The sequence below is a fragment of the Streptomyces sp. NPDC054961 genome, assembly GCF_053609145.1.
This window is the reverse complement of the sequence record NZ_JBSGWY010000030.1, coordinates 66611-78211: the sequence shown is the minus strand read 5'-3', so window position 1 is coordinate 78211 and position 11601 is coordinate 66611. Positions and strand designations below refer to the sequence as shown.

Here is an 11601-nt window from a genome sequence, read left to right as displayed (position 1 = left end):
CCCTGCTCCTCACCTTGTTCTTTTTTCCCCTCTACCTCTACAACCCCCACCTCCACCCCCCCTTTCCCCCCCCCCCCCCCCCGCCCCCCCCCCCCGCTTCTCGTTGTACGTCGCCCGGTGTCTCGTGGTGCGTCGCTCCGGGCCTCCCGGTGCGTCCATCCGGGTCGCGTGGTGCGTCGTCCGAGGGCCGGAAGGGCCGAGCACCCCTGGGGGCCGCTGCGGTACCCTGGCGCCATGCGTGCCGTACGCCTCCTGCTTACCGAGCCGCGCTGAACAGCACCGACCCCACGAGACGGTCGGCCTCGGCGCGGCGCCCCCTCCTGTGCGAGGGGTTTTTTCGTTTGGGCAGGCAGAGACGGCAGAGACGATCGATGGAGCTTCAGAAATCATGAGCGAGACGAACACCCCGGCCCCCGAGGCGGCCGAGGCGCACCGCTACACGGCTGCCATGGCCGCCGACATCGAGGCACGCTGGCAGGACTTCTGGGACGCCCAGGGCACCTACGAGGCCCCGAACCCGGCCGGAGACCTGGCCGGGGACCCGGCGGTCGTGGCGCGGCCCAAGAAGTTCATCATGGACATGTTCCCGTTCCCCTCGGGCGCGGGCCTGCACGTCGGCCACCCGCTGGGGTACATCGCGACCGACGTCTTCGCCCGCCACCAGCGGATGACCGGCCACAACGTCCTGCACACCCTGGGCTTCGACGCCTTCGGCCTGCCGGCCGAGCAGTACGCCGTGCAGACCGGCATGCACCCGCGCGTGTCGACCGAGGCGAACATCGCCAACATGAAGGTCCAGCTGCGCCGGCTGGGTCTGGGCCACGACAACCGCAGGTCGGTCGCGACGATCGACACGGACTACTACAAGTGGACCCAGTGGATCTTCCTGCAGATCTACAACTCCTGGTACGACGCCGAGGCGAAGACGGCCCGCCCGATCACCGAGCTGGTCGCCGCCTTCGAGAGCGGCACCCGTGAGCTGCCCGGCGGCGCCTCCTGGGCCACGCTGAGCGCGGGCGAGCGGGCCGACGTGCTGAACGAGTACCGGCTGGCGTACTCCTCGGACGCGCCCGTCAACTGGTGCCCCGGGCTGGGCACCGTGCTGGCCAACGAGGAAGTCACCGCCGACGGCCGTTCCGAGCGCGGCAACTTCCCCGTCTTCAAGTCCAAGCTGAGCCAGTGGAACATGCGGATCACGGCCTACGCCGACCGCCTGCTGGACGACCTGGACGCGCTGGACTGGCCCGAGGCCATCAAGCTGCAGCAGCGCAACTGGATCGGGCGCAGCGAGGGCGCGCGCGTCGACTTCCCGGTCGGCGACGGCGACGCCGTCACCGTCTTCACGACCCGGCCCGACACGCTGTTCGGCGCCACGTACATGGTGCTGGCGCCCGAGCACGAGCTGGTCGGGAAGATCGTCCCGGCCGAATGGCCCGAGGGCACCCGGCAGCTGTGGACCGGCGGCGCCGCGTCCCCCGCCGACGCCGTGGACGCGTACCGCAAGCAGGCCGCGTCGAAGTCGGACGTCGAGCGGCAGGCCGAGGCCAAGGACAAGACCGGCGTCTTCACCGGTGCGTTCGCGACCAACCCCGTCAGCGGCGAGAAGGTCCCGGTCTTCATCGCGGACTACGTGCTGATGGGCTACGGCACCGGCGCGATCATGGCCGTCCCGGCGCACGACTCCCGTGACTTCGCGTTCGCGCGCGCCTTCGAACTGCCGATGCGCTGCGTCGTGCAGCCCTCGGACGACCGCGACGCCGACCCGGCCGAGTGGGACGACGCGTTCGCCTCGTACGACGCCGCGATCGTCAACTCCACCGGCGAGGGCATCTCGCTGGACGGCCTGGGCGTGGTCGAGGCGAAGGCCGCGATCACCGACTGGCTGACCGGGCGGGGCCTCGGCGAGGGGACCGTCAACTTCCGTCTGCGCGACTGGCTGTTCAGCCGCCAGCGCTACTGGGGCGAGCCCTTCCCGATCGTCTACGACGAGGACGGCGTCGCGCACGCGCTGCCCGAGTCGATGCTGCCGCTGGAGCTGCCGGAGGTCGAGGACTACTCGCCGCGCACCTTCGAGCCGGACGACGCGGCCTCCCAGCCGGAGACCCCGCTGTCCCGCAACGCGGACTGGGTCCACGTCGAGCTGGACCTGGGCGACGGCGAGGGCGTCAAGCGCTACCGGCGCGAGACCAACACCATGCCGAACTGGGCCGGTTCCTGCTGGTACCAGCTGCGCTACCTGGACCCGACCAACTCCGCGGCGCTGGTCGACCCGGCGATCGAGCAGTACTGGATGGGCCCGAGCGAGAGCCAGCCGCACGGCGGCGTCGACCTGTACGTGGGCGGCGCCGAGCACGCCGTGCTGCACCTGCTGTACGCGCGCTTCTGGACGAAGGTCCTCTTCGACCTGGGTCACGTCTCGTCCGTGGAGCCGTACCACAAGCTGTACAACCAGGGCATGATCCAGGCGTACGTCTACCGTGACGAGCGCGGCTTCCCGGTCCCCGCGACCGAGGTCGAGGAGCGGGACGGCAGGTTCTTCTTCGAGGGCGAGCCGGTCAAGCGCGAGCTGGGCAAGATGGGCAAGTCCCTGAAGAACGCGGTCACGCCGGACGAAATCTGCGAGGAGTACGGCGCGGACACCCTGCGCCTGTACGAGATGGCGATGGGCCCGCTGGACGTCTCGCGTCCGTGGGACACCCGTGCCGTGGTCGGCCAGTACCGGCTGCTCCAGCGCCTGTGGCGCAACGTGGTGGACGAGGAGACGGGCGCCGTGACGGTGGTCGACTCCGAGCCGGGCACGGACACCCTGCGCGCGCTGCACAAGGCGATCGACGGAGCCGGCGCCGACATGGCCGGGCTGCGCTTCAACACCGCCATCGCGAAGATCACCGAGCTGAACAACACCCTGACGAAGGCGGGCCGGCCGCTGGAGCGCTCGGTCGCCGAGCGACTGGTGCTGCTGGTCGCCCCGCTGGCGCCGCACGTCGCGGAGGAGCTGTGGCAGCGGCTGGGCCACACCGACTCGGTCGTCTTCCAGGACTTCCCGGTCGCGGACCCGGCCTACGTCGTGGACGAGAGCGTCACCTGCGTCATCCAGATCAAGGGCAAGGTCAGGGCCCGTCTGGAGGTGTCGCCGACGATCTCCGACGCCGACCTGGAGCAGCTGGCACTGGGCGACGAGACGGTCGTGGCGGCGCTGGGCGGGGCCGAGATCCGCAAGGTGATCGTGCGTGCGCCGAAGCTGGTGAACATCGTCGTCTGAGGCGTTGGCGCGGCGTTCTGAGGCGGCGTTCTGAGGTGACGTTCTGAGACGTCTGTCTGAGACGTCTGTCTGGGCCGGCTGTCTGGGCTGTCTCGGGGTGTTCCCGTACGGGCAGGTTGGGGGTTCGAGGGGAACCCGCGGCCTGCCCGTGGCGTTTACGGTGGAGGGGACGCAATCGGCTGGGGAAGGGACCCTCATGGAGGCTTTGATCATCGTGGCCCTGGTGCTGCTGTTCGGCTTTCTGGGGCTCGGTGTCTATGTGACGACGAAGGTGGTCAAGGCCGCCGCGCGCGGAGTGGACCGGACGATCACGCAGGCCCGCCGCACCGTGGAGGACACGACCCTGAGGGCGCGCAGCTTCGGGCAGGTCGGCGTGCCGGGCGCGCTGGCGCAGCTGCGGCTGGACCTGCGGAGCTCGATGCGGGCGACGCAGCAGGCGCTGTACGAGGGGGTCCAGACGGATGCCTCGCTCCAGGAGTCGATCGGGCTGTTCGAGCGGCTGAGCGCGCACGGGCACGAGCTGGACGACGAGCTGAAGCGCCTGGAGGCGGAGCCGGACCGCAAGCGGACGGCGGACACCCTGCCGGACCTGCGGGAACGCACGGCGAGGATCACGCAGGCGGCGGACTCGCTGCGCTGGGCGGCGCGCGACCGCGCCCGCCGTTTCGCGGACGACGACCTGTCGACGCTGTCGGCCCAGATCGACATCGAGTCGGGCGCGCTCCGCGACTGGTCCCGCCCTTCGGTCGACGACCTCACTTCCCCGCTGACGGCCCCTCGGCCCGCTTCCGAGGCTCCCCGAGCCCCCCAGGCTCCGCAGGCGCCCCGAGCACCCCACGAGTCCCCGGCAGCGCTCTCCCAGCCGACCCCGGCCTCCCCGTACCCGTGGCAGAAGTCCCCGCGGCCGGAGACCACGACCTGAGCCGCGACTGAGCCGAGACTGGGCCGAGACCTGAGCCACGGGCGGACCGGATCCGGCCCGTCGGCACGTCCCCGGCCAGGGCCGCCGACGCGGGCGCCGGCAGGGGCCGGGCTGCCGGAAACACCCCCACTGCCGGTAACCTCCGCCTCATGTCCCGCCATGTCGCGATCGTCACCGATTCCACGGCCTACCTGCCCCGATCAGCCATGGCGCGGCACGGAATCACCGCCGTCCCGCTGACCGTCGTCCTCGGTGACGAGGCCCTCGAAGAGGGCACCGAGATCTCGGCCCGCAGCCTCGCCCTCGCCCTGCAGAAGCGCCGCTCGGTCACCACCTCCCGCCCCAGCCCGGCGGACTTCGTGCGGGCCTACCAGGCCGCCGCCGACGCGGGGGCGACCGGCATCGTCAGCCTGCACCTGTCCGCCGAGTTCTCCGGCACCTACGACGCCGCCGTGCTGGCCGCGAAGACCGCTCCGGTGCCGGTCCGCGTGCTCGACACCGGCATGGTCGCGATGGCCCTCGGATTCTGCGCGCTGGCGGCCGCGGAAGTGGCCGAGGCCGCGGGCTCCGTCGACGAAGCCGTCGCGGCCGCCGAGAAGCGGGCCGCGGACATGTCCGCGTACTTCTACGTGGACACCCTCGACTACCTCCGTCGCGGCGGCCGCATCGGCGCCGCGCAGGCCCTGCTCGGTTCGGCGCTCGCGGTCAAGCCGCTGCTGACCCTGCACGGCGGGCGGATCGAGATGCTGGAGAAGGTGCGCACGGCCTCCAAGGCCATCGCCCGCCTCGAGGAACTGGCCGTGGAACGGGCCGGGTCCGCGGCCGTCGACGTGGCCGTGCAGCACCTGGCGGCCCCGGAGCGCGCGGACAAGCTGGCGCAGCGGCTCCGCGAGCGCATCCCCGGGCTGGTCGAGCTGCACGTCAGCGAGGTCGGCGCGGTGATCGGAGCGCACACGGGGCCGGGGCTGCTGGCGGCGGTCGTGTCTCCCCGCTGATCACTGGATCGGGTGACGAAGTTATCCACAACGGGCTGGTTGTCCACCGGAATTGATGGTTCCGAACGGGGTTCCGGCGTCGGTCCTACCGTCGTGCCATGACTCCTCGTACGCGTTCTTCGTCGCCCGCCGGCGCCACCAGCGGCCCCGGCCGTTCCCGCCTCTCCGACAGCCGTCTGCGCCGACGGCACGGTCACCGTGCCCGCCACCCCGAGCACGCCGCCGCGGTGCGCCGCAGGGCCGAGGCGATGCTCGGCCACCCGCCGGGCGCTCCACCCCCGGCCGGGCCTCCGACTCGGACTCCGCTTCCGCCCCGGCCTTCGGGGTCGGCCTCGGACCTGGGCCAGGCCGCGGACCAGGACCCGGTCGCGGTTCCGGGGCCGGCGCCGGCTCCGGCCCGGGAGCCGGAGGCGGTTCCGGCCCAGGTCCAGCCCGTGGCGTCGGCTCTGCATCCGGCTCTGGCCGGAGCCCTGGGCCCGGTCCATGTGCCGGGCCCGGTAGGGGCGTCGGCTCCGCTCGCGCTCCCGGTTCCGGCGCCGACTTCACCTTCGGACGCGGACGTGGCCGCGGACCCGGCTTCCGCGGGGACCGGGGCGCAGGGAGCGTCGGTGCCGGCCGGCCCCGCCGCCGTGTTGCCCGGCGCGCAGTCTCGGCGGCTCGCCGTGCGGGAGCGGCTGCCCGTGTGGCTCCAGGCCCGCTGCGGGGTGGAGCCGCGCACGGTGGCCGCGGTCTCCGTGGTGCTGGTCGTGGCGGTCGGCTTCGCCGGTCACCAGTACTGGTCGGCCAGGCCGCAGCCGGTGACCGCACCCGCCCTGGTGGCGCCCGCGCCCGTCCCCGCCCCGGCGGCCACGGGCCCGGGTACGGGCGCGGTCGTCGGGCGGATCCTGGTCGACGTCAGCGGCAAGGTCCGGGACCCCGGGGTGCGGCGGCTGCCCGCCGGCTCACGGGTGGAGGACGCCCTGGCCGCCGCCGGGGGAGTACGGCCCGGGACGGACCTCACCGGGCTGAACCGGGCCCGGGTCCTGATGGACGGTGAACAGGTGCTGGTGGGGGCTCCGGCACCGCCGCCCGCGGGCGGGGGCGGGGGCGGGGGCGGGGCGGCACCGGGGCAGGTGGCCGGGCCGCTGAGCCTGGGCACGGCCACGGCCGAGCAGCTGGACGGTCTGCCGGGGGTCGGCCCCGTCCTCGCGCGGCACATCGTGGACTTCCGGACGGCCCGTGGGGGCTTCCGGTCCGTGGAGGAGCTCCGGCAGGTCAACGGGATCGGCGAGCGGCGGTTCGCGGATCTGCGGAAGCTGGTGCGGCCGTGAGCGGGGCGGGTGCCGGGAGAGCGGAGCCGCAGCCGGCCGGGGACCCGGAGCGGGCGCGCCCCCTGGACCTGCGCCTGATGGTGCCCGCCCTGGCCGCCTGGGCCGCGGCAGCCGTCGCCCTCGGCGCACCCGCCGGGCAGAGCCTCGTGGCGGCGGGGACGGCGTTGGCCGGCGCGGGTCTGCTGGTCCTGGCCGGGTTCCGGCGCCCCGAGCGCTTCCGGCAGACCTCAGCGGCCGTGGCCTCGGTCCTCCTGTGCGCGGCCGCCGGAGCCGGGGTCGCCGGGCTCCACCGGGCCGAGGCGCGGGCCGGGCCGGTCCCGGAGCTGGCCCGGCAGCACGCCAGGGTGCTGGCCGAGCTCACCGTCGGCTCCGACCCCCGGACCGCCCGGAGCGGGAGCGGACCGCCCGCGGTGGTGCTCGACGCGGAGGTGACCCGGGTGACCGGTCCCGACGGCGCGGCGACCCGGGTCTCGACCCCGGTGCGGGTGCTGGCCGTGCATCCGGGCTGGTCCCGGCTGCAGCCCTCGACCCGGGTCGAGGTGGTCGCCCGGGTGGCCCCGGCGCACGGTGGGGAGCGGGCCGTGGCCCTGCTCCGCCCCGTCGGGGACACGCCGCCCCGGGTGACGGGCGGCCCGGATGCCGCGCAGCGGATCGCCGGACGGCTGCGCGCCGGACTGCGCGAGGTCACCGACGGGCTCGCGCCGGATGCCAGGGCCCTGCTGCCGGGGCTGGTGGTCGGGGACACCTCCCGGGTGGAGCCCGATCTGCACGAGGCCTTCCGGGCCACCGATCTGCTGCACCTGCTGGCCGTCTCCGGATCGAATCTGACCGTGGTGCTCTTCCTGCTCATCGGCCCGCCGGCCCGTGCGCAGCGGTCGGAGCGGGGCGGCCTGGCTCCGCGCCTGGGGCTCTCGCTGCGGGCCACGGCCCTGTGCGGGGCGGCGCTGACCGTGGCCTTCGTGGTGCTGTGCCGGCCGGAGCCCAGCGTGCTGAGGGCGGCGGCCTGCGGAGCGGTGACCCTGCTCGCCATCGCCACCGGGCGGCGCAGGTCCCTGCTCCCGGCGCTCGCCGCCGCCGTCCTCCTGCTGGTGCTCTACGACCCGTGGCTGGCCCGGAGCTACGGATTCCTGCTGTCGGTCCTGGCCACCGGGGCCCTGCTGACCCTCGCTCCCCGGTGGAGCGAGGCCCTGCGGAACCGTGGCGTGTGGCCCCGCCCGGCCGAGGCGCTGGCGGCCGCGGCGGCCGCGCAGGCGGTGTGCGCGCCGGTCGTGGCCGTCCTGTCGGCCCGGGTGAGCCTGGTGGCGGTCCCGTGCAATCTGCTGGCCGAGCTGGCCGCGGGCCCGGCTACCGTCCTGGGCTTCGCCGCGCTGGTGACGGCCCCGGTGTGCGGACCGGTCGCGGAGGTCCTGGCCCGGTGTGCCGGGGTACCGGCCGGGTGGATCGCCGCGGTGGCCCGGAGCGGGGCGGGACTGCCCGGGGCGGAGCTGGGCTGGCCCGGCGGGGTGGCCGGAGGGCTGCTGCTCGCCACCGCCACCTTGGCGGTGGTGGGGTTCGGCGGGCGGTTCGGCCGCAAGCGGTGGCTCTCCTGCGCGCTGGCCGTGACGCTGCTCCTGGCCGTACTGAGGCCACCGCTGGTGACCCGTACGGTCAAAGGCTGGCCGCCGCCCGGCTGGAGCTATGTGCAGTGCGCGGTCGGACAGGGGGACGCCGCCGTCCTGGCCGTCGCCCCCGGCACGGCGGTGGTGGTCGACACGGGTCCCGAGCCCGGGCCGGTGGACGACTGCCTGAGAGCGCTGGGGGTGCGGCGGGTGCCGCTGCTCCTGCTGACGCACTTCCACGCGGACCACGTGGGCGGGGTGGCAGGGGTGCTGAGAGGGCGGTCGGTGGGCGTGGTGCAGGTCACCGCGCTGGAAGAACCGGCGGGTCAGGCGCAGTTCGTGCGCAGGACGGTGGCTGCCGCCGGTGTCGGTGTCGTCCGCGCCCTGGACGGGGAGCGGCGCCGGGCCGGCCCACTGGAGTGGCAGGTGGTGTGGCCACCGGCCGGGGGGCCGCCGCCCGAGGGGCCCAACGACGCGAGCGTGGCCCTGCTCGTACGCACCGCCGGGGTGACCCTGCTCCTGCTGGGCGACCTCGAACCGGCCTCCCAGGAAGCGCTGTTGAGGAACCATCCGGAACTGGGGCCGGTCGACGTCGTCAAGGTCGCCCACCACGGCAGCGCCCACCAGGACCCCGGGCTCTACGACCGGATCCGGCCCCGTCTCGCGATCGTCCCGGTCGGCGCGGGGAACCGGTACGGGCACCCCGCGGCGAGTACGCTCACGCGGCTGCGGGCCTCGGGGGCGGCGGTGCTGCGCACGGACGAGGACGGGTCGGTGGCCGTCACGGGAAGCGGCTCGCGGTTGCGCGCGTTCCCGGCCGTCCGGCACCGTCGCCGGTTCGGCCATACCGGGCGCGACCGCTCTGTTTGCCCACAACCCGACAGCGTGATCGAATGCGTTTTCGCCAGAGCCGTCCAAGTCAACACAGCACGGGGGTGCACCAACCATGTTCAGTCGCAGACGGGGGATGGATTCGGCGGGAAGCGCCAGTCCCCACACATCCGCGACCCTGACGCTTCCTCATACCGCACGGCTGCTCAGCTGCCGGGTTCTCGACACGGTCCACCAGCCGGTCCGGCAGGCCAAGTTCGAGGTGACCGACCCGATCGGCCGACGCATCGTCAGCGGGGAGACCGACCCGTACGGCGGGATCACGGCGGCCGTTCCGGCGGGCGAGTACCGGCTGTCGGTGACGGCCGAGGGCTACGCGCCGTTCCACGGGGCGACGCTCGTGGGAGATCCGGCGCAGCCGGGCACCGGCGAGATCGTCCTCGACGCCGTGGAGCCGCCGCTGCTGCCGCAGCCGGGTCACTGGGAGCTCGACCCGGCGCATTCGTCGATCGGGTTCTCGGCCCGGCACATCGGCTTCGCCCGGATCAACGGCCGGTTCAACACCTTCGCGGGCGCGGTGCGGATAGCCGACCGGATGGAGGACTCCTCCATGCACGTGATCATCGACGCGGCGAGCGTGGACACCGGGATGCGGCTGCGGGACGACCACCTGCGCTCCGCGGACTTCCTGGACGCGGCCCGTCATCCGACGGTGGAGTTCTACAGCGAGCGTTTCATCCACCACAGCGGCAGCCGGTGGTCGGTGGCGGGCGCCCTGACCCTCCACGGGGTCAGCCGGTCGGTCACCCTGGACACCCAGTACCTGGGCCTGGGCACGGGTCTGGAGGGGGAGGCGAGGGCGGCCTGCCGGGCGACGGCGGAGCTGCAGCGCGAGGACTTCACGGTGAACTGGCAGTCGATGCTGGCGCACGGGATCGCGGCGATCGGTTCGGGCGTCGAAGTGGCGCTGGACGTCCAGGCCGTGCACAAGGCCTGACCGGGTCCGGCTCCGGTGCCGGGGCGGGTGCCGGGGCCGGAGTCGTGGAGCCGCCTACGGGGCTTCGAGCCAGCCGTCGTACTCGGTGGCGAGATCGTCCAGAGCGGCGGTGTCGAGCCGTTCGTGCGGGTCCTCGACCACCACCAGCCACTGGGCGTCCTCGGCATCGTCCTCGCCCGCCAGGGCATCACGGACCAGCTGGGGTTCCTCCGGGAGTCCGAAGCGGTCGACCACCTCCCGCGCCACCTCCTCGGCGGCGTCGCGGTCGGGCAGGACCAGTACATGTCGCACGTTCACCCGGTCATTCTCGGCTACGGGGAAGAGGCCGCCGAGCGAGGGGCTGTCAGTACGGCGTGGGATGCTGGATCCGATGGCCACCAGGAAGAATTCCACCGACGATCTGCTCGCCCCGTTCACCCTCGCGGTGGGGCAGGAGGATCTGCTGCTCGACCGCGCGGTGCGGGACGTGGTGACCGCGGCCCGTGCCGCCGACGCCGACACGGACGTGCGCGATCTCAACTCCGAGCAACTCCAGCCCGGCACGCTGTCGGAGCTGACCAGCCCCTCGCTCTTCTCGGAGCGCAAGGTGCTGATCGTGCGCAACGCGCAGGACCTGTCCGCGGACACGGTCAAGGAGGTCAAGGCGTACCTCGCCGCGCCGTACGAGGAGATCAGCCTCGTCCTCCTGCACGCCGGGGGAGTCAAGGGCAAGGGGCTGCTGGACGCGGCGCGCAAGGCGGGCGCCCGCGAGGTCGCCTGCCCGAAGATGACGAAGCCCGCGGACCGGCTGTCGTTCGTGCGGGGAGAGTTCCGCACGCTGGGGCGCTCCGCGACGCCCGAGGCCTGCCAGACGCTGGTCGACGCGATCGGCAGCGATCTGCGGGAGCTGGCCAGCGCGGCGGCGCAGCTGTGCGCGGACGTCGAGGGCACGATCGACGAGGCCGTGGTCGGCCGCTACTACACCGGCCGCGCCGAGGCTTCGAGCTTCACGGTCGCCGACCGGGCGGTCGAGGGCCGGACGGCGGAGGCGCTGGAGGCCCTGCGCTGGTCCCTGTCCACGGGGGTGGCGCCGGTCCTGATCACCAGCGCGCTGGCGCAGGCGGTACGGGCGATCGGGAAGCTGGCCTCCGCCCCGCGGGGAGCCCGGCCCGGGGACCTCGCGCGTGATCTCGGCATGCCGCCGTGGAAGATCGACCGGGTCCGGCAGCAGATGCGGGGGTGGTCGGCGGATGGGGTCGCGGACGCGCTGCGTGCGGTTGCCGATGCCGATGCGGGAGTGAAGGGCGGGGGCGACGACCCCGAGTACGCGCTGGAGAAGGCCGTCGTCGCGGTGGCCCGCGCGGCCAGACCGCAGCGAGCCTAGTCCGCCCCGGCGCCGACCGCCCTGCCGCGCCTGCCGGCGCGGCGTCTGGCGCCAGTGGGACCGGGCGGTGTCGCGGGCTCTGCCCCGGCCTGGGTGACCGGCTCCGCCCGAGGTTTCCCCGGGCTCCGCCTCAGACACCGTGCCCCGATCGCGGCCGGCCTTGACCTGCCCGGCGCCGCGCTCCGGCTCCGTGCCCCGGCCCCGGCCCCGTGCCCTGGCTCTGGCCCTGTGCCTCGGCTCCGGCCCTGTGCCCTGGCTCTGGCCCCGTGCCCTGGCTCTGACCCCGTGGCTCGGCTCTGGGCCTGTGCCTCGGCTCCGGCCCC

The 11601-nt window shown here is 74.0% G+C and carries 7 protein-coding genes and 1 pseudogene; 7 read left to right on the top strand and 1 reads right to left on the bottom strand.

Annotated elements, in window-relative coordinates:
- The first annotated feature begins 388 nt into the window (after nucleotides 1-388).
- The 6 genes and pseudogenes from leuS (at nucleotide 389) to ACWF9Z_RS25005 (ending at nucleotide 9915) form a co-directional block, all read left to right on the top strand.
- Complete coding sequence (gene leuS / locus ACWF9Z_RS25030; RefSeq protein ID WP_453605368.1) at nucleotides 389-3262, top strand: leucine--tRNA ligase; 2874 nt, start codon at nucleotides 389-391, stop codon at nucleotides 3260-3262.
- A gap of 196 nt (nucleotides 3263-3458) precedes the next feature.
- Nucleotides 3459-4184 (top strand): hypothetical protein, encoded by a 726-nt coding sequence (locus tag ACWF9Z_RS25025; RefSeq protein WP_453605367.1) that lies wholly within the window; start codon nucleotides 3459-3461, stop codon nucleotides 4182-4184.
- Nucleotides 4185-4333: 149 nt separating this feature from the next.
- Entirely contained in the window at nucleotides 4334-5179 is an 846-nt protein-coding gene (locus tag ACWF9Z_RS25020) for a DegV family protein (protein WP_453605365.1), read from the top strand.
- A gap of 608 nt (nucleotides 5180-5787) precedes the next feature.
- Nucleotides 5788-6489 (top strand): helix-hairpin-helix domain-containing protein, encoded by a 702-nt coding sequence (locus tag ACWF9Z_RS25015; protein WP_453605363.1) that lies wholly within the window; start codon nucleotides 5788-5790, stop codon nucleotides 6487-6489.
- Nucleotides 6490-6566: 77 nt separating this feature from the next.
- Nucleotides 6567-8897 (top strand): annotated as a pseudogene (locus tag ACWF9Z_RS25010) (ComEC/Rec2 family competence protein); the annotation flags it as partial.
- Nucleotides 8898-9033: 136 nt separating this feature from the next.
- Nucleotides 9034-9915: a YceI family protein gene (locus ACWF9Z_RS25005; protein WP_453605361.1), complete on the top strand. Its 882-nt coding sequence runs from the start codon at nucleotides 9034-9036 to the stop codon at nucleotides 9913-9915.
- Nucleotides 9916-9969: 54 nt separating this feature from the next.
- Here the strand turns inward: ACWF9Z_RS25005 and ACWF9Z_RS25000 are convergent, their stop codons facing one another.
- Nucleotides 9970-10212: a hypothetical protein gene (locus ACWF9Z_RS25000; protein ID WP_453605359.1), complete on the bottom strand. Its 243-nt coding sequence runs from the start codon at nucleotides 10210-10212 to the stop codon at nucleotides 9970-9972.
- A gap of 73 nt (nucleotides 10213-10285) precedes the next feature.
- On the opposite strand from ACWF9Z_RS25000, the gene holA reads away from it, so the two are divergent.
- Nucleotides 10286-11278, top strand: coding sequence for a DNA polymerase III subunit delta (gene holA, locus ACWF9Z_RS24995; RefSeq protein WP_453605357.1), 993 nt, complete (start codon nucleotides 10286-10288; stop codon nucleotides 11276-11278).
- Nucleotides 11279-11601: the final 323 nt, after the last annotated feature.

Excerpts from the sequence above, each read along its gene's own strand:
- holA (WP_453605357.1), top strand. The coding sequence starts at position 10,286 with ATGGCCACCAGGAAGAATTCCACCGACGATCTGCTCGCCCCGTTCACC.
- ACWF9Z_RS25025 (WP_453605367.1), top strand. The coding sequence starts at position 3,459 with ATGGAGGCTTTGATCATCGTGGCCCTGGTGCTGCTGTTCGGCTTTCTG.
- ACWF9Z_RS25020 (WP_453605365.1), top strand. The coding sequence starts at position 4,334 with ATGTCCCGCCATGTCGCGATCGTCACCGATTCCACGGCCTACCTGCCC.
- leuS (WP_453605368.1), top strand. The coding sequence starts at position 389 with ATGAGCGAGACGAACACCCCGGCCCCCGAGGCGGCCGAGGCGCACCGC.
- ACWF9Z_RS25005 (WP_453605361.1), top strand. The coding sequence starts at position 9,034 with ATGTTCAGTCGCAGACGGGGGATGGATTCGGCGGGAAGCGCCAGTCCC.